The organism is Pseudomonas sp. AIG (genome assembly GCF_977020205.1).
The window spans coordinates 138,264-160,363 of record NZ_CDROCK010000007.1; the positions used below are offsets into that span (position 1 = coordinate 138,264).

The following is a 22,100-nucleotide window of genomic DNA, read 5'->3' on the forward strand; positions in this document are numbered from 1 at the left end:
CACAACCTGACTACAGTGGCAACGCGAAACTCTCGCGCCATTAGATATAAGGAATGTAGACAATGGACTTTTTCAAGACGGCGCCCATGCGCCTTCTGCTGTTGGTCACTGGCGTCTGGCTGGTGCTGTTCTTCCTGACTCGAACCGTCCTGCTGCTGACTCACCTTGATGAGGCCGGCGGCATTGCGCTTTCCGTGTTCGGCATCGGTCTGTTGTATGACCTGGGTTTCCTCGCCTACGCCGCATTGCCAATGGGCCTGTACCTGTTGCTGTGCCCGCCGGCGCTGTGGCGTCGCCGTGGTCATCGCTGGTTCCTGCAAGGGCTGCTGACCGTCAGTCTGTTTGCCATGCTGTTCGTCTCGGTGGCCGAGTGGCTGTTCTGGGATGAGTTCGGTGTGCGCTTCAACTTCATCGCCGTCGACTATCTGGTGTATTCCGACGAAGTGCTGAACAACGTGCTGGAGTCGTACCCGATCGGTACGCTGCTGAGCATTCTCGCGCTACTGGCCGTTGCTCTCAGCTTCGCCCTGCGCAAGCCGTTCAATGCGGCGCTGGACGCTCCGCTGCCGCCGTTGCGTGGGCGTTTGCTCAATGCGCTGGCGTTGCTGGTGGTCGCCGCTCTGAGCCTGCAACTGCTCAGCCAGGATGCGCCACGTGCTCAGGGCGGCAATGCCTATCAGAACGAACTGGCGAGCAACGGTCCTTATCAGTTCTTCGCCGCGTTCCGGAACAACGAACTGGACTACACGCAGTTTTACGGCAGCCTGGCGCCGGAAAAAGTCGCCCAGCAGATTCGTGCCGAACTGAATGAACCCAACGCGCAGTTCATCGGCAAGGACCCGCAGGACATCCGCCGGATGATCGACAACCCCGGCACCCCACGCAAACCCAACATCGTATTGGTCACCATCGAAAGCCTCAGCGCCAAGTACCTGGGCAGCAATGGCGACGAGCGTAACCTGACACCGAATCTGGATGCCTTGCGCAAACAGAGCCTGTACTTCAACAACTTCTACGCCACCGGAACGCGTACCGACCGAGGCCTGGAAGCCATCACCCTGGCCATTCCACCGACTCCGGGGCGTTCGATCGTCAAGCGCATCGGCCGCGAAAGCGGTTTCGCCAGCCTCGGTCAGCAACTGAGCGCAGTGGGTTACGACAGCGTGTTTGTCTACGGCGGGCGCGGCTACTTCGACAACATGAATGCGTTCTTCAGTGGCAACGGCTATCGCGTGGTCGACCAGAGCAGCGTTGACGAAGCGGAGATTCACTTCAAGAACGCCTGGGGCATGGCCGATGAGGATCTGTACAAGCAAACGCTGAAACTGGCCGATGCGGATTACGCCAAACAGCAGCCGTTCCTGCTGCAGTTGATGACCACCTCCAACCATCGCCCTTACACCTACCCGGACAACCGGATCGACATCAAATCCGGTAACGGTCGCGATGGTGCGGTGAAGTACACCGACTACGCCATCGGCCAGTTCCTTGAGCAGGCGCGCCAGAAACCGTGGTTCGACAACACGATCTTCATCTTCGTCGCCGACCACACGGCCGGTAGTGCCGGCAAAGAAGATTTACCGATCGCCAACTATCAAATCCCACTGTTTATCTATGCGCCGAAACTGGTCGAGCCGCGTGAAAGTGGCCAACTGGCCAGCCAGATCGACCTCGCGCCGACGCTGCTGGGCCTGTTGAACATGGATTACCAGTCGACGTTCTTCGGCCGCAACCTGTTGCAGGACAACCCGCTGCCACCACGTGTGGTGGTCGGCAACTACCAGCATCTGGGCCTGTTCGACGGCAAGGATCTGGCGATCCTCAGCCCGCGTCAGGGCTTGCGTCGGCATGACGATGCGCTGACCGAGAGCCGCGAATCCCGAGCGACCCGTGATGATCCACTGATCAGCCGCGCGATCACTTATTACCAAACCGCCAGTTATGGCTTCAAGCAACAGCTGCTTGCCTGGAAAGCACCCAAGGAGGGTGTTCCGCAAGTCAGCGAACGTTAATCGAAGCGCCCCGGGCTGATGCCCCGGGGCGTTTTCCTTTATTCAGGAACCAACATGTCATCAACGGTTGTACGCGCCACCCCTCGCCCGATGAATCTGTGGCTGTATCTGGGCATTCCCGTCGTTGCAGCGATCTCTCTGATCCTGCTGGAAATGACCGATCTGGACATGGTCCTGGCGCGGTTATTCTATGACCCGGTTGCAGGCGACTTCATTGGCCGCCACAGTTTTTTCCTTGAAGACATCCTGCACGATCGCGCCAAACAGGTAGTGATCGCGTTTTCGGTGTTTGCAGTATTGGGTTTTATCGGCTCGTTTTTTCTCGCCAGACTTAAGCCGTTCAAGCGCGAACTGGGCTGCCTGGTGCTGTCGCTGGGCCTGGCGACCTCGTTCGTCACCCCGGTAAAAGCGGTGACAGCGGTGCAGTGCCCGTGGAGCCTGGAGCAATTCGGTGGGCACGAAACCTACAGCAAACTGATGGAGCACCGCCCACAGACCAACAAACCCGGCCGTTGCTGGCCCGGCGGTCACGCGGCGACGGGGTTCACTTTGTTTGCGTTGTTCTTTGTGCTGCGGGATCGTCGTCCGCGTCTGGCGCGTCAGGCGTTCATTTTTGCCTTCGCGCTGGGTTCGGTGTTTTCGATCAGCCGGATGATGCAGGGCGCGCACTTCTTCTCGCACAACGTGTGGACGGCGATTTTCTGCTGGCTGATTTGTCTGGGGTCGTATTACTGGGTGCTGTATCGCCCGGCGGTGAAAACCGAGGCCGTGGTCAGGGCACAACCGGTCAGCGCCTGAAATATAGATCCCATTGTGGGGGCGAGCCTGCTCGCTCCCACAGGGGATTGGTATAACGCTGAAATTTGGGCAATAAAAAACCCCGCTGACTTTCATCAGCGGGGTTTTGCGTTACAGGGACAAGGCTGGCTTACATCATGCCGCCCATGCCACCCATGCCGCCCATGTCTGGCATACCGCCGCCAGCGCCGCCGTCTTTCTTCGGCGCGTCAGCTACAGCGGCTTCGGTGGTCAGAATCAGACCGCCGATGGACGATGCCGCTTGCAGGGCGGAACGGGTTACCTTGGTTGGGTCCAGGATGCCCATTTCGATCATGTCGCCGTATTCGCCAGTCGCAGCGTTGTAACCGAAGTTACCTTTGCCGTTCTTGACTTCGTTGACCACAACGCTTGGCTCGTCGCCGCTGTTGGCAGCGATCTGACGCAGCGGAGCTTCGATGGCACGGCGCAGAACAGCGATACCTACGTCCTGATCGGCGTTGTCGCCTTTCAGGTCAAGGATGGCTTCCAGTGCACGGATCAGCGCAACGCCACCGCCAGGTACCACGCCTTCTTCAACGGCTGCACGGGTAGCGTGCAGAGCGTCTTCAACGCGGGCTTTCTTCTCTTTCATTTCAACTTCGGAACCAGCGCCAACCTTGATCACTGCAACGCCGCCGGACAGTTTGGCCAGACGCTCTTGCAGTTTTTCACGGTCGTAGTCCGAGGAAGTCTCGGCAACCTGAGCACGGATCTGAGCGATACGCGACTCGATGTCACCTGCAACGCCAGCACCGTCAACGATGATGGTGTTTTCCTTGGAAATGGTCACGCGCTTGGCGCTACCGAGGTTTTCCAGGGTGGCTGCTTCCAGGCTCAGACCGATCTCTTCGGAGATAACGGTACCGCCGGTCAGAACGGCGATGTCCTGCAGCATGGCCTTGCGACGGTCGCCGAAGCCTGGAGCCTTGACGGCTGCAACCTTGACGATGCCACGCATGTTGTTCACAACCAGAGTCGCCAGGGCTTCGCCTTCAACGTCTTCGGAAACGATCAGCAGTGGACGGCCGGCTTTGGCAACGGCTTCCAGCACTGGCAGCATTTCGCGGATGTTCGAGATCTTTTTGTCGACCAGCAGCACCAGTGGGTTGTCCAGTTCGGCAACCATGGTTTCCGGCTTGTTGACGAAGTACGGGGACAGGTAGCCACGGTCGAACTGCATGCCTTCTACAACCGACAGTTCGTTTTCCAGGCCAGTGCCTTCTTCAACGGTGATCACGCCTTCTTTACCGACTTTTTCCATGGCTTCGGCAATGATGTCGCCGATGGAGTTGTCGGAGTTGGCCGAGATGGTGCCTACCTGAGCGATTGCCTTGGTGTCAGCGCATGGCTTGGACAGGTTTTTCAGCTCTTTGACGATGGCGATGGTCGCCTTGTCGATGCCGCGCTTCAGGTCCATCGGGTTCATGCCGGCAGCGACGGCTTTCAGGCCTTCGTTGACGATCGACTGAGCCAGAACGGTAGCGGTGGTAGTACCGTCGCCTGCGTCATCGTTGGCACGGGAGGCAACGTCTTTGACCAGCTGCGCGCCCATGTTTTCGAAGCGATCTTCGAGTTCGATTTCTTTGGCGACGGAAACGCCGTCCTTGGTGATGGTCGGAGCGCCGAAGCTCTTCTCGAGGATCACGTTACGGCCTTTCGGGCCCAGGGTCGCTTTTACTGCGTCAGCCAGAACGTTGACACCAACGAGCATTTTCTTGCGGGCGGAATCGCCGAATTTAACTTCTTTAGCAGCCATGATCGATATTCCTTAAATACTTTGTAGTAGCGGGAAAATGAACGGGGGTATCAGCCTTCGATAACAGCGAGGATTTCGTTCTCGCTCATTACCAACAGGTCTTCGCCGTCGACTTTCACAGTGTTGCTGCCGGAGTAAGGACCGAACACAACCTTGTCGCCTTCCTTAACGGACAGTGCGCGCACTTCGCCGTTTTCCAGAGCCTTGCCCGGGCCTACAGCGAGAATCACACCGTGGTTGGCTTTTTCAGCAGCCGAACCTGGCAGGACGATACCGCCAGCGGTTTTCTTTTCTTCTTCGCTGCGACGGATTACGACGCGGTCATGCAGAGGACGAAGCTTCATTGTCGATCTCTCCTAATTGTGGTTTTCATCGGCCGGTGTAGTCCCGGCGGGTTTAACAAATCCGGCCTTCGCCGGTTGCGCCTCGTCGAGCGAGACGCGGAAGACTGACTGGCGCAAATGCCAGAAACCTTTCGGTGACCGATACATAAGGGCGCATAAGCTTATTACAAGGGCGAACCCAGAAAATTTTTCACTCTGGAGGTCCACAAACGAACACGGCACCCGAAGGTGCCGTGTCGATAACGCAGTTACTTGCTGTCGCGGTGTTCGAACTCGCCTTCGATCACATCACCCTCGCGGCCCAGAGGCTGACGCGGTGCAGGACCGCCACGGGGTTGCAGGTCGTCGGCGAACGCACGCTGGCGCATCGCCTGCTCTTCGGCGCGCTGACGCATTTTGTTTGCCAGCAGTCGACGGCTGAACGGCAGCAGCATGACCAGACCGACCACGTCACTGATAAAGCCCGGCAGGATCAACAGACCACCGGCCAGCGCCAGCATCAGGCCTTCGAGCATGGTTTGCGCAGGCAGTTCGCCGCGGTTCAGGCTTTCACGGGCACGCAGGGCGGTGGCCAGACCGGCGACGCGCAGCACGAACACACCGAACATCGAGCCGACAATGATCAGCAGCAGGGCCGGGAAAAACCCGATAGCCCCTGCCACTTTGACGAATACGAACAGCTCCAGCACCGGAAACAGCAGAAAGAGCAACAGAAAAGGGCGCATCAAAGTTTCCTCAACGCAAGAAATGCCTTGCAGTAAGCCTTAGATGACGTCGCCCTTTCGTGAATTCAAGCGCCGACCCCCTCATTTTTTGGCCAGACCTCGGCGTGAGCCAATGAAACCAGGGCTTCGCGCACTTGTGTCGGCGTATTACAGGGTGCCGGGAACGGCAGCCAGTACAGCGCCTGCCCGATGCGCAAGTGCATGCCTTCGGTGTCGATGCCGGCCAATTGCGCCGGCACGCTTTTCGGCAGCCCGGCGAGGTCGACGTAGTGTGCGATGGCTTTGGCGTGGTCGCTGTTCATGTGCTCGACCATGCTGATTTCGGCTTTGCCGGCAAACGGGTTGGCCAGGGTCAGTTGATCGACCCAGTGGATCGCGCCGAAACCGCCGATGTAGCGATGACGTACCGGGGTCAGCACCCAGAAATCGAAATCGTGGGCCTTGTGGTAGTTCTGCGAATCGGGGAAATAGCGGTAATAACGCTCGGCAGCGGCTTCGATGGCAGCGGCGTCTTCAAGCTTTTGCGCTTCGGCCAGATAGGTCAGGCGACCAACGGCTTGAACGTCGTCGGCTTCGCGCTCACCCACCAACAACGAGCATTTCGGATCTTTTTGCAGGTTATGGGTGTGCTGGGCGATACGGCTGATCAGGATCAGCGGGCGCCCCTGCTCGTCCAGGCAGTACGGCACCACGGAGCCAAAGGGAAAACCGGGCATCGATTTAGAGTGGGTCGACAGCACTCCACGGTATTCCTTGAGAAGCAATTCTCGGGCATTCTTCGCCACTTCAACGCTCAATTTATGACTCCTTAAATAGAATCCGTCGAAAAAACGGACGGGCGCCCGGGATCAAGTCCCGTCACGCCAGCGGGCAATTCTGATGTGCAACCCAGCCACGGCCGGGGCAGATCGAGCGTCGCTGAAAACAAAAACTACTCAGACCTGCTATCGGGGCATGCGAATGCAACTCAACGACAAAGTAATCATTATCACTGGCGGTTGCCAGGGTTTGGGCCGTTCGATGGCCGAGTATTTCGCCGGCAAAGGCGCGAAGCTCGCGCTGGTCGACCTCAATCAGGAAAAACTCGACGACGCGGTGGCGGCTTGCAAGGCAAAAGGCGTCGAGGCGCGCAGCTACCTGTGCAACGTGGCCAATGAAGAACAGGTCGAGCACACGGTTGCTCAGGTTGCCGCCGACTTCGGCGCGATCCACGGCCTGATCAACAACGCCGGGATCCTGCGCGATGGCCTGCTGCTCAAGGTCAAGGACGGCGAAATGACCAAAATGAGCCTGGCACAATGGCAGGCCGTCATCGACGTCAACCTGACCGGCGTATTCCTCTGCACCCGTGAAGTGGCGGCGAAAATGGTCGAGCTGAAGAACACTGGCGCGATCATCAACATTTCGTCGATCTCGCGTGCGGGCAACGTTGGCCAGACCAACTATTCCGCGGCCAAGGCTGGCGTTGCCGCGGCGACGGTGACGTGGGCCAAGGAGCTGGCGCGTTACGGCATTCGTGTCGCCGGCATTGCGCCAGGCTTCATCGAAACCGAGATGACCCTGGGCATGAAACCCGAAGCGCTGGAGAAAATGACCTCGGGGATTCCGCTCAAGCGCATGGGCAAGCCGGAAGAGATCGCCCATTCGGCGGCGTACATTTTCGAAAACGACTACTACACCGGGCGGATTCTGGAGATGGATGGCGGCTTGCGGATCTAACTGCCAACACAAAACAAATGTAGGAGTGAGCCTGCTCGCGATTGCGGTCATTCATTCAACAAATCTGTTGAATGTTATTCCGCTATCGCGAGCAGGCTCACTCCTACAGGGTTATCGGTGTTGCGGATGCATCAATCGTCGCTGATGGTGATGTTCGGCATCGCCGGTGTCGCCGCTTCCTGCAACACAATGCGCGCGCCGACGTGGCGGGCCAGTTCCTGATAGACCATGGCAATCTGGCTGTCCGGCTCGGCGATCACCGTCGGCTTGCCGCCATCGGCCTGTTCGCGGATCAGCATCGACAACGGCAGCGAGGCCAGCAGCTCCACACCGTACTGGGTTGCCAGTTTCTCACCACCGCCCTCACCGAACAGATGCTCGGCGTGCCCGCAATTCGAGCAGATGTGCACAGCCATGTTTTCCACCACGCCCAGCACCGGAATGTTGACCTTGCGGAACATTTCCACGCCTTTGCGCGCGTCCAGTAATGCCAGATCCTGCGGAGTAGTGACGATCACCGCGCCGGCCACCGGGACTTTCTGCGCCAGGGTCAACTGAATGTCGCCAGTGCCCGGCGGCATATCGATCACCAGATAATCCAGATCGCCCCATGCGGTTTGCGTGACCAGTTGCAGCAGCGCGCCGGACACCATCGGCCCGCGCCAGACCATCGGCGTGTTGTCGTCGGTCAGGAACGCCATCGACATGACTTCCACGCCATGCGCCTTGAGCGGCACGAACCACTTCTGATCCTTGACCTCGGGACGGGTGCGCTCGGGGATGCCGAACATGATGCCTTGGCTCGGGCCGTAGATATCAGCGTCGAGAATGCCGACCTTGGCGCCTTCGCGGGCCAGGGCCAGCGCGAGGTTGGCGGCGGTGGTCGACTTGCCCACACCGCCCTTGCCGGAGGCCACGGCGACCACGTTCTTGACGTTGGCCAGCCCCGGAATCTGCGCCTGCGCCTTGTGCGCGGCGATCACGCTGTTCACTTCAACCTTGGCGATCACCACGCCGTCGAGGTTTTCGATGGCCAGTTGCAGCAATTGCGCCCAGCCGCTCTTGAACAGACCGGCGGCGTAACCGATTTCCAGCTGCACGTTGACGCGATCACCGACGATCTCGATGTGCTTCACGCAACCGGCGCTGACCGGATCCTGGTTCAGGTAAGGGTCGGTGTATTGGCTGAGGACGGCTTCCACCGCTGCGCGAGTGACGGCGCTCATGGGCAACTCCGATAACAAGACTGGGAAAAGATGGCGGCTATCCTACCCCTTCTATCCTCCGGACGGCACGCCCGGCAACGATTTGCAGGGGTGAAATATCTTGCCCGGCGCTTTATAGTGGCCGACCTCCGTTTCATCAAGTAGCGAAGCCCCACATGTCCGAACCACGCAAGATCCTCGTCACCAGCGCCCTGCCCTACGCCAACGGTTCGATTCACCTTGGCCATATGCTGGAATATATCCAGACCGATATGTGGGTGCGCTTCCAGAAGCATCGTGGCAATCAATGCATCTACGTCTGCGCCGACGACGCCCACGGTTCGGCGATCATGCTGCGCGCGGAAAAGGAAGGCATCACCCCGGAACAACTGATCGCCAATGTGCAGGCTGAACACAGCGCCGACTTTGCCGAGTTCCTCGTTGATTTCGACAACTTCCACTCCACTCACGCTGAAGAAAACCGTGAGCTGTCGAGCCAGATCTACATCAAGCTGCGTGACGCCGGACACATTGCCCAGCGCTCGATCACTCAGTATTTCGACCCGGAAAAGAAAATGTTCCTGGCCGACCGCTTCATTAAAGGCACCTGCCCGAAATGCGGCACTGAAGACCAGTATGGCGACAACTGCGAAAAATGCGGTGCGACCTACGCCCCGACTGACCTGAAGGATCCGAAGTCGGCAATCTCCGGCGCCACCCCGGTGCTCAAGGATTCCCAGCACTTCTTCTTCAAACTGCCGGACTTCCAGGCAATGCTGCAAGCCTGGACCCGCAGCGGCACCCTGCAGGACGCCGTTGCCAACAAGATCGCCGAATGGCTGGATGCCGGCCTGCAACAGTGGGATATCTCCCGCGATGCGCCGTACTTCGGCTTCGAGATCCCGGGCGAGCCGGGCAAATATTTCTACGTGTGGCTGGACGCGCCGATCGGCTACATGGCCAGCTTCAAGAACCTTTGCGACCGCACGCCGGAGCTGGATTTCGACGCGTTCTGGGGCAAAGACTCCACTGCCGAGCTGTACCACTTCATCGGCAAGGACATCGTCAACTTCCATGCGCTGTTCTGGCCAGCGATGCTCGAAGGCGCGGGTTACCGCAAGCCGACCGGCATCAACGTGCACGGCTACCTGACCGTCAACGGCCAGAAAATGTCCAAGTCGCGCGGCACCTTCATCAAGGCCCGTACGTACCTGGATCACCTGTCGCCGGAATACCTGCGCTACTACTACGCGGCCAAGCTGGGCCGCGGTGTCGATGACCTCGACCTGAACCTCGAAGACTTCGTGCAGAAGGTCAACTCCGACCTGGTCGGCAAAGTGGTCAACATCGCCAGCCGTTGCGCCGGCTTCATTCAAAAAGGCAACGCCGGCCTGCTGGTCGACACCAATGCTGCGCCTGAGCTGACCGAGGCTTTCCTCGCTGCCGCGCCAAGCATTGCTGACGCCTACGAAGCCCGCGACTTCGCCCGCGCCATGCGGGAAACCATGGCCCTGGCCGACCGCGCCAACGCCTGGATCGCCGACAAGGCGCCATGGTCGTTGAACAAGCAGGAAGGCAAGCAGGATGAAGTCCAGGCGATCTGCGCCACCGCCATCAACCTGTTCCGCCAACTGGTGATCTTCCTCAAACCGGTGCTGCCGTTGCTGGCCGCCGATGCCGAAGCGTTCCTCAACGTCGCCCCGCTGACCTGGAACGACCACACCACGCTGCTGGCCAACCACCAGTTGAACGAATTCAAGCCGTTGATGACCCGCATCGACCCGGTAAAAGTACAAGCCATGAGCGACGCCTCGAAAGAAGACCTGACCGCCAGCCAGACCGACACCGGCGCCGCCGCCCCGGCCGGCAATGGCGAACTGGCCAAGGATCCGCTGTCGCCGGAAATCGACTTCGATGCCTTTGCCGCGATCGACCTGCGCGTCGCGCTGATCGTCAAGGCCGAACACGTGGAAGGCGCCGACAAGCTGCTGCGCCTGACCCTCGATATCGGTGACGAGCAACGCAACGTGTTCTCCGGCATCAAGAGCGCTTACCCGGATCCGTCCAAACTCGACGGTCGCCTGACCATGATGATCGCCAACCTCAAGCCACGGAAAATGAAGTTCGGTATCTCCGAAGGCATGGTGATGGCCGCCGGCCCTGGCGGTGAAGAGATTTACCTGCTGAGTCCCGACAGCGGTGCCAAACCGGGTCAACGCATCAAGTAATGCGACTGCGGTAAATCGATCCCACCGGCGTGCCCCGCATGCCGGTGGGATTTTTCATATCTGGCCCAGCCGTCATGGCTGCCGGATAATGCCTAACCTTATGAGACATCCGCCCGTTTCTCTGGCAAAACCATGACCGAACTCGTGCTTACGCTGATCAGCGCCGCCCTGCTCAACAACTTCGTGTTGCACTGGCCGCTGGGCGTCGATCCGCTGCTGGCGGGCAGTCGTCGTCAGGTACACGCGCTGGGATTGGCGACGCTGTGTCTGATGTTGATCGTCGGCGTCAGCGGTTACGCGATCTGGCATTGGCTGCTGGTGCCGCTGCAGCTGCAAGGCCTGCGCTTGTTCGTGTTTCTGCCGTTGAGTGTGTTGCTGATTGCGCCATTGTTGAAGCTGCTGGCGCGCAAGCTGCCGAATCTGCCCTTCGAAGGTTTGTGGCCATTGTTGCTGGGCAATGCCGGTGTGCTCGGGCTGGCACTGCTCAACGCGCAAAACGATCGAGGCCTGCTGCAGGCGACAGCGCTGAGTCTCGGTGCCGGGCTGGGTTTCTGGCTGGTGCTGAGCCTGTTCCAGGATTTGCGTGAACGCACGGCCGACAACGATATTCCCCTGCCCTTTCGCGGCCTGCCGATCGATCTGATTGGCGCCGGACTGATCGCAGTGATTTTTCTCGGATTCAGTGGACTGATCAAAACATGAGTCTGATTCAACGCATCGACGCCCTTCTGCCGCAGACCCAATGCGGCAAATGCGGCCATCCCGGATGCAAACCGTATGCACAAGGCATCGCCGAGGGCGAGCCGATCAACAAGTGCCCGCCAGGCGGTGACGAAACCATCGCCGCGCTGGCTGAACTGCTGAAAGTGCCAGTGCTGGAACTGGACATCAGTCGCGGCGCAGCGCCGCCGCAAGTGGCGTTCATCCGCGAAGCCGAATGTATTGGCTGCACCAAGTGCATTCAGGCCTGCCCGATCGACGCGATTGTCGGCGCGGCGAAACTGATGCACACGGTGATCATTGACGAATGCACCGGTTGCGATCTGTGTGTTGCGCCGTGCCCGGTAGATTGCATTGAAATGCATCCATTGCCATCGAACACGTTGCCGGTGGTTGGCGGGCTGGCCTTCAGTCTTGAAGAACAGCGCGCACGGGCGGCCAAACGCGATCACGCACGCCAACGTTTCGAGCGTCGAAACGAGCGCTTGCAACGCGAAGAACAACAGAAGCAGGCAGAGCGTGAAGCGCGGGCGAAACGGGCGGCGCAACCTGAAGTAAGCGCAACCGATCCGGTGCAGGCAGCGCTTGAGCGGGTGCGTGCACAGAAAGCGGCGACCGCGGATGCGGCGCTGAAGAAAGCCAAAATCGATGTGGCCATGAGCCGCGCGCAACTGCACAAATCGCTGAAGGCCTTTGGCCATCCGCCGACGTTCGAGCAGCAGGTGCAATTGATCGTGTTGCAGCAGCAGTTCGAAGCGGCCGAACAGACTCTGGCAACCGTTGAAAGCAGCGCTGCGCCAGCGCCCGTTGTGCCTGCCCCAGCCAAAGACGCCGATCTGAAACGGGCGAAAATCCAGTTGGCCATGCGCCGCGCCGAACTGAAAAAAGCCCAAACCGCCGAAGTGGCGCCGGAGCTGATCGCCGCGCTTGAACAAGCATTAAGCGATGCTGAGCAGGCCCTGCACGCCGCCGAAGCCACAAGCGATCAGCCGTTGCCTGACCTGGTGCGCGTCGAAAAACGCCCGATCGACAGCCAGCTTCGCCAGTTGAAAACCGAATTGGCCTACGCCCGGGCAGACTTCAACAAACTCGAACGACGCGCCGATACACCGACTGAAATGCTCGACAAGGCCCGCGCTCGCCTGCAAGACGCCGAGCGCCAGGTGCAAGATCATGTCGCCCCTTGAGACGCCCGACAATCGCCTGCAACAGGCGATGAGGCTGGTGCTGCTGGCGACATTGCCGGGGCTGCTGGCGCTGTTCTGGCTGTACGGTTGGGGGGTATTGATCAATTTGCTGCTGACGATCGTCACCGCGCTGATGGTCGAGGCCGGCGTCGCACGACTGCGTCGACAGCCAATGCAGCCGACACTAAGCGACGGCAGTGCGCTGGTCAGCGCGACATTGCTGGCTGCCGCCCTGCCACCTTATTGCCCGTGGTGGCTGACAGTGACAGCGATTGCCTCGGGTCTTTTGTTTGGCAAGCACGTGTACGGCGGCGTCGGTAGAAATCCGTTCAATCCGGCGATGCTCGGGTTTGCCTTGGCCATGGTGCTGTTCCCGCAGCCGATGACCCAATGGCCGGCCCATGGCCTGGATCTGACGGCCGCGTTTCAACAGGTGTTTGGCGCCGGCCAGTCCCCTGACGCCTGGGCGCAGGCTACCGTGCTGGACAGCCTGCGCATCAACAAAAGCCTGACCATGGACGAGCTGTTCGCCAGCAATCCGGCGTTCGGTCGCTTTGGCGGACACGGTGTGGAATGGGTGAATCTGGCGTTTCTGGCCGGCGGGCTGTTTTTGCTGCAACGCCGGGTCTTCGGCTGGCACGCACCGGCAGGCATGCTCGGCAGCCTGTTTGTTGTCAGCCTGCTGTTCTGGAATGGTTCCGGGTCGGACTCGCAGGGTTCGCCGCTGTTCCACTTGTTCAGTGGCGCGACCATGCTGGGCGCGTTCTTCATCATCACTGAACCGGTCTCCGGGGCCAAAGCCGCGCTCGCCCGCCTGCTGTTCGGTGCCGGCGTCGGGCTGCTGACTTATGCTATTCGCACTTGGGGTGGGTATCCGGATGGCGTGGCGTTTGCGGTGCTGCTGATGAACCTTTGCGTGCCGGCGCTGGAGCGATTTGCCGCTGACCGTCAAGCACAGGTGAATCCATGAACCGCACGGGCAGCGCGCTGCTTGTGTTGATGCTGGCGGTCATCGGCATCGGTGCGACGTACTCCTTACAGCGCATTAACGCAGCGCAGATTGCCGCCGAACAGCGCTTGATCGAAAGCCGCAAACTGCTTGATCTACTCCCGATCGAAGCCTACGACAACCAACCGCTGGACCAGCCTTTGGCCTTGGCAGACACAGCCTTGAACCACAGCACCCTGACTGGCGGTTATCGCGCAACACGAGGCGGGCAGACCGTAGCGATCTTGCTGCGCAGTCAAACCCGAGGTTATGCGGGCGCCATCGAACTGTTGATTGCCATCGATGCCAACGGCAAATTGTTGGGGGTGAAAACCCTCAAACAAACCGAAACGCCAGCACTCGGTGGGCACCTGGGAGATTGGCCGAATACCTGGCTGCAAACGTTTACCGGCCAATCGGCCAGCGCGCCGACCGATGCAGGCTGGGCGCTGAAAAAGGATCAAGGACAATTTGATCAAATCGCCGGTGCGACCATCACCTCTCGCGCAGCCATCGGCGCAATACATGATGCGCTGCGCTACTTCGATGAACATCGGTCGGCACTGCTGGGGAGCGGAACATGAATCGCTCGCCAGCCCTTTCGAAGGCTTTGATGCTGACACTGCTGCTTGGCACCAGTGACTCCTTGGCAGGCGCACTGGGGGCATTATTGATATTCGCCAGTGTCGTGGGCCTGTATGGCGTGTGCATGCCTGTTTTACGATCTCGCCTCACTGGCACAAGCGCATTGCTGGCCAGCGTGCTGCTCGCCGCGACCTTCGCCAGTTGTGCAGACCTGTTGGCGCAACGCTGGTTTCTGCCCTGGCAGCAAACATTCGGTCTCTATGCCGGCCTGATCGCCTTGCAATGCGTGGTACTGGAACACAATGGCTTCTGGCGCTCATCGCTGGTCGAGCGCTTGAAACTCTGCGGCATGTTCGGTGGATTGATGTTGCTGCTCGCCGGGCTGCGTGAACTCATCGGTCACGGTAGTCTCGGCCGGGGGCTGTCCGAAGACTGGCCAGGTCTTGTTGTATTTAGCGAAGGGCTGCACCTGATCACCTTGATCCCCGGTGCTTTTATTTTGTTGGCGCTGCTGCTGGCGGCGCGTCAGGCGTTGACTCGCCCGCACTCGATATCCAAGGAAACGCATCGCCCATGAATGCTGCAAAACGTCTGGAGATCTTCCGCCGCCTGCACGAAGACAATCCCGAGCCGAAGACTGAGCTGGCCTACTCCTCGCCGTTCGAACTGCTGATCGCCGTGATTCTTTCAGCACAGTCGACCGACGTCGGCGTCAACAAGGCCACGGCAAAGCTGTTTCCGGTCGCCAATACGCCAGCGGCCATCCACGCTTTGGGTGTCGAAGGTCTATCCGAATACATCAAGACAATCGGCCTCTACAACAGCAAGGCCAAGAACGTCATCGAAACCTGCCGCCTGCTGGTCGAGCGCCATGGGAGCGTGGTTCCGCAAACCCGTGAAGAGCTCGAAGCCTTGCCGGGAGTGGGCCGTAAAACCGCTAACGTCGTACTCAACACAGCTTTCCGGCAACTGACCATGGCCGTCGACACCCACATTTTTCGTGTCAGCAACCGCACCGGCATTGCACCGGGCAAAAATGTCGTCGAGGTGGAAAAGAAGCTGATGAAGTTTGTGCCCAAGGAATTCCTGCTCGATTCTCATCACTGGCTGATTCTTCACGGCCGCTATGTGTGTCTGGCCCGCAAGCCGCGCTGCGGCAGTTGCCGCATTGAGGACTTGTGCGAGTACAAAGACAAAACTTCTGACGATTGACCGGCTATTGGAATAATTGATAAGTCGATTGAAAAAATCTTTTTTACCCGCCGCAGAAATGTCGATATAAGGGGCGCCAAAGGCATTCTTAGCCGGGAGTTAGCTGATGAGTAGCGACAAAGAGCCACTGGATGTAGATGACGATATCGCTGCAGAAACTGATGACGCCGAACCTGTGGTCGAAGTCGCCAAAACCAATCTCAGCAAGCGCCGCACCATCGATAATCTGCTTGAGGAGCGCCGACTGCAAAAACAATTGGCCGATTACGATTTTGATGACTGATATTTGAAAGCCTCCCGAACCGGAGGCTTTTCACTTTCTGCGACCCGCTGAGTTCGATCGGCCCATGACCCTGTCAGCCATCGATACATTCACACCAGACCGTTGCGCTGCGCCAACTCGATCAGATCAACCAGAGAACGCGCATTGAGTTTCAACAACAGGCGCGTCTTATAGGTGCTCACGGTTTTGTTACTCAAAAACATGCCATCGGCGATTTCCTTGTTGGTCTTCCCGCGTGCCAACTGCTGCAACACCATCATTTCCCGTCCGGACAGACGATCCACCATGTCTGCTTCACTGGCATTACCCAGACTGGTGCGCACTGTATGCAAAGCCTGGTTGGGAAAATAGCTGTAGCCGGACAATACGGCCTTGATTGCGCTGAGCAACTCGGTCAGATCCTGCTGTTTACAGACATAACCGGCCGCCCCCGATTGCATGCAGCGCATTGAGAAATGCCCAGGAGCCTGGGAAGTCAGTACCAGCACTTTAATCGGCATGGCCGTTGAAGTCAGGCGCGCGATAACTTCCAGACCATCAAGTTTTGGTATTCCAATGTCCAGAATGACAATATCCGGCATTTGTTCTCGAGCAAGTTGCAACGCATCCACACCATTATCAGTTTCTGCGATGACTTCGTAGCCATGACGTTCCATCAGCATACGTACCGCAAGACGAATGACAGGGTGATCATCCACGATCAGCACTTTATTCATGGGCAAGTCCAGTTTCGCTGTTCGAATTTTTAGAACACGCACAATAGCCCAGTGACTTGCCCTATGGCATGCCAGGGTTAACACGCACTTGCATCGAGAGACATGCCCTACAGTCATCGCGGATTAATCCTACAAAAAGCCTCTACCCTTCTAAACATCCGACGCCGTTTCTCTCTTCGCCGAGGCAGTATTCCTCTTTTCAACTTGTTACAAATCACGACTAATCGCGCAAAAATCACCATCCTCGCGGAGGTCCATCACGCCTGAATGATGCTGACATCTCTTGACCCGCGGACGGCCAAAAACACTAACAGATAATTAGAAACACAAAGTCACAGCCGCGACTCCGGTCGCTCTAACTCAAAGCAGAACATAAACACTTGAAACAAGATATTTATACCCGAACAAATACTTTTGCTATAAAGATAAATATCTAAACCACCACAACCAGACACTACAACTCACACAAACTGATTAATCATGAGAAAGACCAGACAAAAGAGTAAAAACATGCTGAAGATAAAAAGCAAAATCACCAACCCAATGACAGTGATTGCCATATTCGCCGCCATCTCGGAAACATCAGCAGCCGTGTCCCTGCCATTTCTGGACAATAAGGACAGGGAGATTTACGTGTGGTTCCTGATCAGCTTCCCGTTCTACTTGTTATTTCTTTTCTTTATCACTCTAAACTTCAACTACCGTTCTCTCTATTCACCTTCAGACTTTGGCAAAGACAAGAACTTTCTAAGAACAATCGACAGCAATATTCGCGAGAACAAACGAAGCACGCCGACGGTGGATTCATCCGCGCAAGGCACATTTGGACTGTCCAGTTGTGTCGTCCCGAGCGAGTCAGGCGCGGGCGAATGCAAAGACTCGTGCAAAGTCCACAACGCACCTGATCCGCCGTCGGACATCAACACAAAATCGAGCCTGATTGTTCAGCACAACATTCAGTTGCCGGCATGGATCAGCGACCTGCACCTCATCGATGCACGGGATATCGATGCTTCGAGAGAATTAGCCACCATTCTGGAAAATATCCGCAACCTCGACAGAAAAACTGCGCGGATAGTTGTGTTTCTTTCCAATCACGTATCGGACGTCGTACTGACGCAGCATGCACTTGTGCAGATCAAACACGTCAAGAAAGGCTCAGGCAAAACGCTTTGTATCGTTTACAACCTGTGCTCACAAGCCGTGACGCTACTGGGGCGGGCATGAACGATGAGTTGAAGCCACACAGGCGAAGAACAGCACCTGGGTGCAAGCTGAGGTTGACAAAGAATTATGCAAAAAGGGCGACCTTGTCTCGATGACAGGGCCGCCCTTTTCATTACGCATCAGACCGAAACGCTTAGAACAGCTTGCGGCCCTTGTTGGCCGCAATGCGCATGCGCAGCGCGTTGAGCTTGATGAAGCCCGCCGCGTCAGCCTGGTTGTAAGCACCGCCATCTTCTTCGAAGGTCGCGATGTTGGCATCGAACAGCGAATCGTCGGACTTGCGGCCGGTCACGATCACGTTGCCTTTGTACAGTTTCAGCCGCACAACACCGTTCACGTTGACCTGCGAAGCATCGATCATCTGTTGCAGCATCAGACGCTCAGGGCTCCACCAGTAACCGGTGTAGATCAGGCTGGCGTATTTCGGCATCAGCTCGTCTTTGAGGTGAGCGACTTCGCGGTCCAGGGTGATCGATTCGATGGCGCGGTGAGCGCGCAGCATGATGGTGCCGCCCGGAGTTTCGTAGCAGCCACGGGACTTCATGCCGACGTAACGGTTTTCAACGATGTCGAGACGGCCGATACCGTGAGCACCACCGATCTTGTTCAGCGTCGCCAGTACGGTGGCCGGGGTCATTTCGACGCCGTCCAGCGCAACGATGTCGCCGTTACGGTAGGTCAGTTCCAGGTATTGTGGTTTGTCAGGCGCGTTCTCCGGGGAGACGGTCCATTTCCACATGTCTTCTTCGTGCTCGGTCCAGGTGTCTTCCAGTACGCCGCCTTCATAGGAGATGTGCAGCAGGTTGGCGTCCATCGAGTACGGAGACTTCTTCTTGCCGTGGCGCTCGATCGGGATTGCGTGCTTCTCGGCGTAGTCCATCAGCTTCTCGCGGGACAACAGGTCCCACTCGCGCCAAGGGGCAATCACTTTTACGCCTGGCTTGAGCGCGTAGGCACCCAGTTCGAAACGCACCTGGTCGTTGCCCTTGCCGGTAGCGCCATGGGAAATGGCGTCAGCGCCAGTTTCGTTGGCGATTTCGATCAGACGTTTGGCGATCAGCGGACGTGCGATGGAAGTACCCAGCAGGTACTCGCCCTCGTAAACGGTGTTGGCGCGGAACATCGGGAACACGAAATCACGCACGAATTCTTCGCGCAGATCGTCGATGTAGATTTCTTTGACGCCCATGGCCTGGGCCTTGGCGCGGGCCGGCTCGACCTCTTCGCCTTGACCGAGATCAGCGGTGAAGGTCACCACTTCACAGTTATAAGTATCCTGCAGCCACTTGAGGATCACCGAAGTGTCCAGGCCGCCGGAATACGCCAGAACGACCTTGTTTACGTCCGCCATGCCATCACTCCACGGGGTTCTACGGAAAGCCGAGGAGTCTACCGCTCAAACGCGATAATTTACAGAGGCGCGACAGCTTAAGACGACAAAGCGACAGAATCTGTCGAGAGCGCGACGATGACCGGCGGGTCAGGAAGTCGCTGCAGTGCTGGCTGGCGTGCTCGCTTGAGGCGCAGGTGCGGGGCTGACAGGCGCCACGCGCGCCAGTTTCACATTAACCCGACGGTTCTTCGCGCGATTGGCCGCATTGGTGTTCGGCACAATGGGATATTGCTCGCCGTGGAAACGTACAGTGATCTGCGACTCCTGAATGCCGTTGGCCTTGAAGAAATCGACCACCGCCAGCGCCCGGCGGCGTGATAGTTCACGGTTGGTCAGGCGATTGCCGCTGTTGTCGGAATGGCCATCCAGCTCGATGTGATTGACCGTCGGGTCGGCCTTCATGAATTCGAGCATCACTTGCAGCTTGGCCTTGGCGGCGGCGTCCAGATCAACGCCCTCGCCGGGGAAGCCGATCTGCGATTGCTTGATCTGGTCGAAACTCTGCGGCAGCAACTTCGCCACGCAGGTTTGATAGTCGTTGAAAGCCTTGCTGAACTTGACCGGCAGCAAGCGGACTTCCGAGACGCGGCCATCTCCAGATGCGCGACGTACTACCGGGCTGCGACCGTCCAGCAATCCGCTGATCAGACCACCGGCCTGCGACTGCGAGCTGCTGAACAGCACGTTGCCACTGCCCAGCCTCACAGAGCCCAGGTTGATGTCACCACGGCCCGGCTGCCAAGGGGCAGCCGCTGCCAGCAAGGTCGCCGAACCGCCGCCGAGCATGGCGTTGTAGGCATTCAGTCGGAATATCGCCTGCTCGCCCGCCTTGCGCACGAACTCACCCGAGCCGAAATCGGTGATCGGCTGGGTCAGACGACATTCGAACTTGTCGCCGGCGACCGTCCACTCAATGTTCTCCAGACGGGTCTGGTACGTGAGCGCCATCGCGGGGAGGCTGGCAAACACACTGAGCAAGGCTAAATAACGCTGGCGCACGGGAGGCTCCATTGGCTTCTGAAACACAAAGACCGATTCACACTATGTTTACGGCATACCTACGGGATATCGGAAGCTTCCGGCAAAACTTGATAGCGAGTGCCTGCAAGAGTCTTTTCCGGTAGCATTCGCCTCAGTTTGACCCGCCTGGAATCCCCTCATGTCCGACCGCCTGACCCTGCTGCGTCCCGACGACTGGCACATTCATCTTCGCGATGGTGCCGTGTTGACCAATACCGTTGCCGATGTTGCGCGCACTTTTGGCCGCGCGATCATCATGCCCAACCTGGTACCTCCGGTGCGCAACGCCGCTGAAGCCGACGGCTATCGCCAGCGGATTCTCGCTGCCCGCCCGGCTGGCAGTCGCTTTGAGCCGCTGATGGTGCTGTACCTCACCGACCGCACCCAGCCCGAAGAAATTCGTGAGGCCAAGGCCAGCGGTTTCGTGTACGCCGCCAAGCTGTACCCGGCCGGCGCGACCACCAATTCCGATTCCGGCGTGACCAGTATCGACAAGATTCTGCCAGCGATCGAAGCCATGGCCGAAGTCGGCATGCCGCTGTTGATCCACGGTGAAGTCACCCGTGGCGACGTCGATGTGTTCGACCGCGAAAAAATCTTCATTGATGAGCACATGCGCCGTGTGGTCGAGCGTTTCCCGACGCTGAAAGTGGTGTTCGAACACATCACCACCGGCGACGCCGTGCAGTTCGTCAACGAGGCTTCGGCCAACGTTGGCGCGACCATCACCGCGCATCACCTGCTGTACAACCGCAACCACATGCTGGTGGGCGGGATTCGGCCGCACTTCTATTGCCTGCCGATCCTCAAGCGTAATACCCACCAGGAAGCCCTGCTCGACGCCGCCACCAGTGGCAGCGCGAAGTTCTTCCTCGGCACCGATTCGGCACCGCACGCCCAGCACGCCAAGGAAGCTGCTTGCGGCTGCGCCGGCTGCTACACCGCGTACGCTGCCATCGAAATGTATGCCGAAGCCTTCGAACAGCGTAACGCGCTGGACAAGCTCGAAGCCTTCGCCAGCCTCAACGGCCCGCGTTTCTACGGCCTGCCGGCGAACACCGATCGCATCACCCTGGTTCGTGAAGAATGGACTGCCCCGACCAGCCTGCCATTTGGCGAGCTGACCGTTATCCCGCTGCGCGCCGGTGAAAAACTGCGCTGGCGCCTGCTGGAGGAACACGCGTGAGTGAAGACCATTTCGACGACGAACTGGACGGTCAAAGTGGCGGCGGCGGTTCCCGTCACCCGATGGCAGCACGCTTTCGCGGCTACCTGCCGGTGGTCGTCGACGTAGAAACCGGCGGCTTCAACTCGGCCACCGATGCGTTGCTGGAGATCGCTGCGACCACCATCGCCATGGATGAAAAGGGTTTCGTTTACCCCGATCACACCTACTTCTTCCGCGTTGAGCCTTTCGAAGGCGCCAACATTGAAGCAGCGGCGCTGGAGTTCACCGGGATCAAGCTGGATCACCCACTGCGCATGGCGGTCAGCGAAGAAACCGCGCTGACCGACATCTTCCGTGGCATTCGCAAGGCGCTGAAGGCCAATGGCTGCAAGCGCGCGATTCTGGTTGGCCACAACAGCAGCTTCGACCTTGGCTTCCTCAATGCCGCCGTCGCGCGACTGGACATGAAGCGCAACCCGTTTCACCCGTTCTCCAGTTTCGACACCGCAACGCTGGCCGGTCTTGCCTACGGTCAAACCGTACTGGCAAAAGCCTGCCAGGCCGCCGACATCGATTTCGACGGCCGTGAAGCGCACTCCGCGCGTTACGACACCGAGAAAACCGCTGAGCTGTTCTGCGGCATCGTCAATCGCTGGAAACAGATGGGCGGCTGGGAAGATTTCGACGACTGATGCTCGTCAAGTAAATCCCGCACATAAAAAAACCGGCCACGTGGGCTAATGCCGATCAGTTAAGACTCTTTGCTTGACCTTTGGCCGCAAGAAATCAAAAT

Annotated in this window: 22 protein-coding genes; 14 read left to right on the forward strand and 8 right to left on the reverse strand. The window is 58.4% G+C overall.

Features of this window, described 5'->3' with window-relative positions; genetic code table 11:
* The first annotated feature begins 62 nt into the window (after window positions 1–62).
* Window positions 63–2,012, forward strand: coding sequence for an LTA synthase family protein (locus tag ACWR1S_RS06990; protein ID WP_454562940.1), 1,950 nt, complete (start codon window positions 63–65; stop codon window positions 2,010–2,012).
* 54 nt (window positions 2,013–2,066) lie between these two features.
* The gene (locus tag ACWR1S_RS06995) at window positions 2,067–2,810 is read left to right on the forward strand and encodes a phosphatase PAP2 family protein (RefSeq protein WP_454562941.1); all 744 of its coding nucleotides are present in this window, start codon (window positions 2,067–2,069) and stop codon (window positions 2,808–2,810) included.
* A gap of 130 nt (window positions 2,811–2,940) precedes the next feature.
* Here the strand turns inward: ACWR1S_RS06995 and groL are convergent, their stop codons facing one another.
* The 4 genes from groL to ACWR1S_RS07015 all read right to left on the reverse strand — a co-directional run bounded on the left by groL (window position 2,941) and on the right by ACWR1S_RS07015 (window position 6,453).
* The gene (gene groL / locus ACWR1S_RS07000) at window positions 2,941–4,587 is read right to left on the reverse strand and encodes a chaperonin GroEL (RefSeq protein ID WP_064391926.1); all 1,647 of its coding nucleotides are present in this window, start codon (window positions 4,585–4,587) and stop codon (window positions 2,941–2,943) included.
* A gap of 50 nt (window positions 4,588–4,637) precedes the next feature.
* Window positions 4,638–4,931 (reverse strand): co-chaperone GroES, encoded by a 294-nt coding sequence (locus ACWR1S_RS07005; protein WP_007916610.1) that lies wholly within the window; start codon window positions 4,929–4,931, stop codon window positions 4,638–4,640.
* Between the two features lie 248 nt (window positions 4,932–5,179).
* On the reverse strand, window positions 5,180–5,656 hold the full coding sequence (locus tag ACWR1S_RS07010) for an FxsA family protein (RefSeq protein ID WP_160059232.1): 477 nt from the start codon (window positions 5,654–5,656) through the stop codon (window positions 5,180–5,182).
* 65 nt (window positions 5,657–5,721) lie between these two features.
* Entirely contained in the window at window positions 5,722–6,453 is a 732-nt protein-coding gene (locus ACWR1S_RS07015; RefSeq protein WP_454562942.1) for a HugZ family pyridoxamine 5'-phosphate oxidase, read from the reverse strand.
* Between the two features lie 163 nt (window positions 6,454–6,616).
* Between ACWR1S_RS07015 and ACWR1S_RS07020 the strand changes: the two genes are divergently transcribed.
* Window positions 6,617–7,375: an SDR family oxidoreductase gene (locus ACWR1S_RS07020; protein ID WP_454562943.1), complete on the forward strand. Its 759-nt coding sequence runs from the start codon at window positions 6,617–6,619 to the stop codon at window positions 7,373–7,375.
* Window positions 7,376–7,506: 131 nt separating this feature from the next.
* On the opposite strand, the gene apbC is transcribed toward ACWR1S_RS07020, so the two are convergent.
* Entirely contained in the window at window positions 7,507–8,601 is a 1,095-nt protein-coding gene (gene apbC, locus ACWR1S_RS07025; RefSeq protein WP_095123282.1) for an iron-sulfur cluster carrier protein ApbC, read from the reverse strand.
* A 155-nt stretch (window positions 8,602–8,756) separates the two neighbouring features.
* Here apbC and metG point away from each other — a divergent pair, with 155 nt between their 5' ends.
* The 8 genes from metG (at window position 8,757) to ACWR1S_RS07065 (ending at window position 15,783) form a co-directional block, all read left to right on the forward strand.
* Entirely contained in the window at window positions 8,757–10,808 is a 2,052-nt protein-coding gene (metG, locus tag ACWR1S_RS07030) for a methionine--tRNA ligase (protein WP_454562944.1), read from the forward strand.
* Window positions 10,809–10,940: 132 nt separating this feature from the next.
* Window positions 10,941–11,510: an electron transport complex protein RnfA gene (locus ACWR1S_RS07035; protein WP_454562945.1), complete on the forward strand. Its 570-nt coding sequence runs from the start codon at window positions 10,941–10,943 to the stop codon at window positions 11,508–11,510.
* Window positions 11,507–12,715 carry an electron transport complex subunit RsxB gene (gene rsxB / locus ACWR1S_RS07040; protein ID WP_454562946.1) on the forward strand — a complete coding sequence of 403 codons (1,209 nt, stop codon included), beginning with the start codon at window positions 11,507–11,509 and terminating at the stop codon, window positions 12,713–12,715. The genes ACWR1S_RS07035 and rsxB overlap by 4 nt, the downstream gene beginning before the upstream one ends.
* Window positions 12,702–13,685 carry an RnfABCDGE type electron transport complex subunit D gene (locus ACWR1S_RS07045; protein WP_454562947.1) on the forward strand — a complete coding sequence of 328 codons (984 nt, stop codon included), beginning with the start codon at window positions 12,702–12,704 and terminating at the stop codon, window positions 13,683–13,685. Before rsxB ends, ACWR1S_RS07045 begins: the two co-directional genes overlap by 14 nt.
* Window positions 13,682–14,287, forward strand: a complete 606-nt coding sequence (locus ACWR1S_RS07050) for an RnfABCDGE type electron transport complex subunit G (RefSeq protein WP_454562948.1) — start codon at window positions 13,682–13,684, stop codon at window positions 14,285–14,287. Before ACWR1S_RS07045 ends, ACWR1S_RS07050 begins: the two co-directional genes overlap by 4 nt.
* Entirely contained in the window at window positions 14,284–14,865 is a 582-nt protein-coding gene (locus ACWR1S_RS07055) for an Rnf-Nqr domain containing protein (protein WP_454562949.1), read from the forward strand. Before ACWR1S_RS07050 ends, ACWR1S_RS07055 begins: the two co-directional genes overlap by 4 nt.
* Window positions 14,862–15,500 (forward strand): endonuclease III, encoded by a 639-nt coding sequence (nth, locus tag ACWR1S_RS07060; RefSeq protein ID WP_077574364.1) that lies wholly within the window; start codon window positions 14,862–14,864, stop codon window positions 15,498–15,500. The genes ACWR1S_RS07055 and nth overlap by 4 nt, the downstream gene beginning before the upstream one ends.
* 106 nt (window positions 15,501–15,606) lie before the next feature.
* On the forward strand, window positions 15,607–15,783 hold the full coding sequence (locus ACWR1S_RS07065; protein WP_007916654.1) for a PA3496 family putative envelope integrity protein: 177 nt from the start codon (window positions 15,607–15,609) through the stop codon (window positions 15,781–15,783).
* A gap of 89 nt (window positions 15,784–15,872) precedes the next feature.
* On the opposite strand, the gene ACWR1S_RS07070 is transcribed toward ACWR1S_RS07065, so the two are convergent.
* Window positions 15,873–16,499 (reverse strand): response regulator transcription factor, encoded by a 627-nt coding sequence (locus ACWR1S_RS07070; RefSeq protein WP_007916656.1) that lies wholly within the window; start codon window positions 16,497–16,499, stop codon window positions 15,873–15,875.
* Between the two features lie 510 nt (window positions 16,500–17,009).
* Here ACWR1S_RS07070 and ACWR1S_RS07075 point away from each other — a divergent pair.
* Entirely contained in the window at window positions 17,010–17,726 is a 717-nt protein-coding gene (locus tag ACWR1S_RS07075) for a hypothetical protein (protein WP_454562950.1), read from the forward strand.
* 133 nt (window positions 17,727–17,859) lie between these two features.
* Here the strand turns inward: ACWR1S_RS07075 and ACWR1S_RS07080 are convergent, their stop codons facing one another.
* Window positions 17,860–19,077 carry an argininosuccinate synthase gene (locus ACWR1S_RS07080; protein ID WP_129395322.1) on the reverse strand — a complete coding sequence of 406 codons (1,218 nt, stop codon included), beginning with the start codon at window positions 19,075–19,077 and terminating at the stop codon, window positions 17,860–17,862.
* 129 nt (window positions 19,078–19,206) lie between these two features.
* On the reverse strand, window positions 19,207–20,118 hold the full coding sequence (locus ACWR1S_RS07085; protein ID WP_454562951.1) for a flagellar protein MotY: 912 nt from the start codon (window positions 20,116–20,118) through the stop codon (window positions 19,207–19,209).
* A 160-nt stretch (window positions 20,119–20,278) separates the two neighbouring features.
* Between ACWR1S_RS07085 and pyrC the strand changes: the two genes are divergently transcribed.
* Window positions 20,279–21,325: a dihydroorotase gene (pyrC, locus tag ACWR1S_RS07090; RefSeq protein ID WP_007916661.1), complete on the forward strand. Its 1,047-nt coding sequence runs from the start codon at window positions 20,279–20,281 to the stop codon at window positions 21,323–21,325.
* Window positions 21,322–21,999, forward strand: coding sequence for a ribonuclease T (rnt, locus tag ACWR1S_RS07095; RefSeq protein ID WP_007916667.1), 678 nt, complete (start codon window positions 21,322–21,324; stop codon window positions 21,997–21,999). The genes pyrC and rnt overlap by 4 nt, the downstream gene beginning before the upstream one ends.
* Window positions 22,000–22,100: the final 101 nt, after the last annotated feature.

What these genes read in the sequence shown, in the direction of transcription:
- ACWR1S_RS07010 (WP_160059232.1), bottom strand. Translation starts at nt 5,656, where the DNA reads ATGCGCCCTTTTCTGTTGCTCTTTCTGCTGTTTCCGGTGCTGGAGCTG.
- ACWR1S_RS07055 (WP_454562949.1), top strand. Translation starts at nt 14,284, where the DNA reads ATGAATCGCTCGCCAGCCCTTTCGAAGGCTTTGATGCTGACACTGCTG.
- nth (WP_077574364.1), top strand. Translation starts at nt 14,862, where the DNA reads ATGAATGCTGCAAAACGTCTGGAGATCTTCCGCCGCCTGCACGAAGAC.
- ACWR1S_RS07035 (WP_454562945.1), top strand. Translation starts at nt 10,941, where the DNA reads ATGACCGAACTCGTGCTTACGCTGATCAGCGCCGCCCTGCTCAACAAC.
- rsxB (WP_454562946.1), top strand. Translation starts at nt 11,507, where the DNA reads ATGAGTCTGATTCAACGCATCGACGCCCTTCTGCCGCAGACCCAATGC.
- ACWR1S_RS07020 (WP_454562943.1), top strand. Translation starts at nt 6,617, where the DNA reads ATGCAACTCAACGACAAAGTAATCATTATCACTGGCGGTTGCCAGGGT.
- pyrC (WP_007916661.1), top strand. Translation starts at nt 20,279, where the DNA reads ATGTCCGACCGCCTGACCCTGCTGCGTCCCGACGACTGGCACATTCAT.
- ACWR1S_RS07080 (WP_129395322.1), bottom strand. Translation starts at nt 19,077, where the DNA reads ATGGCGGACGTAAACAAGGTCGTTCTGGCGTATTCCGGCGGCCTGGAC.
- ACWR1S_RS07045 (WP_454562947.1), top strand. Translation starts at nt 12,702, where the DNA reads ATGTCGCCCCTTGAGACGCCCGACAATCGCCTGCAACAGGCGATGAGG.
- ACWR1S_RS06995 (WP_454562941.1), top strand. Translation starts at nt 2,067, where the DNA reads ATGTCATCAACGGTTGTACGCGCCACCCCTCGCCCGATGAATCTGTGG.
- apbC (WP_095123282.1), bottom strand. Translation starts at nt 8,601, where the DNA reads ATGAGCGCCGTCACTCGCGCAGCGGTGGAAGCCGTCCTCAGCCAATAC.
- groL (WP_064391926.1), bottom strand. Translation starts at nt 4,587, where the DNA reads ATGGCTGCTAAAGAAGTTAAATTCGGCGATTCCGCCCGCAAGAAAATG.
- ACWR1S_RS07005 (WP_007916610.1), bottom strand. Translation starts at nt 4,931, where the DNA reads ATGAAGCTTCGTCCTCTGCATGACCGCGTCGTAATCCGTCGCAGCGAA.
- ACWR1S_RS07075 (WP_454562950.1), top strand. Translation starts at nt 17,010, where the DNA reads ATGCTGAAGATAAAAAGCAAAATCACCAACCCAATGACAGTGATTGCC.
- ACWR1S_RS06990 (WP_454562940.1), top strand. Translation starts at nt 63, where the DNA reads ATGGACTTTTTCAAGACGGCGCCCATGCGCCTTCTGCTGTTGGTCACT.
- ACWR1S_RS07070 (WP_007916656.1), bottom strand. Translation starts at nt 16,499, where the DNA reads ATGAATAAAGTGCTGATCGTGGATGATCACCCTGTCATTCGTCTTGCG.
- ACWR1S_RS07050 (WP_454562948.1), top strand. Translation starts at nt 13,682, where the DNA reads ATGAACCGCACGGGCAGCGCGCTGCTTGTGTTGATGCTGGCGGTCATC.
- metG (WP_454562944.1), top strand. Translation starts at nt 8,757, where the DNA reads ATGTCCGAACCACGCAAGATCCTCGTCACCAGCGCCCTGCCCTACGCC.
- ACWR1S_RS07065 (WP_007916654.1), top strand. Translation starts at nt 15,607, where the DNA reads ATGAGTAGCGACAAAGAGCCACTGGATGTAGATGACGATATCGCTGCA.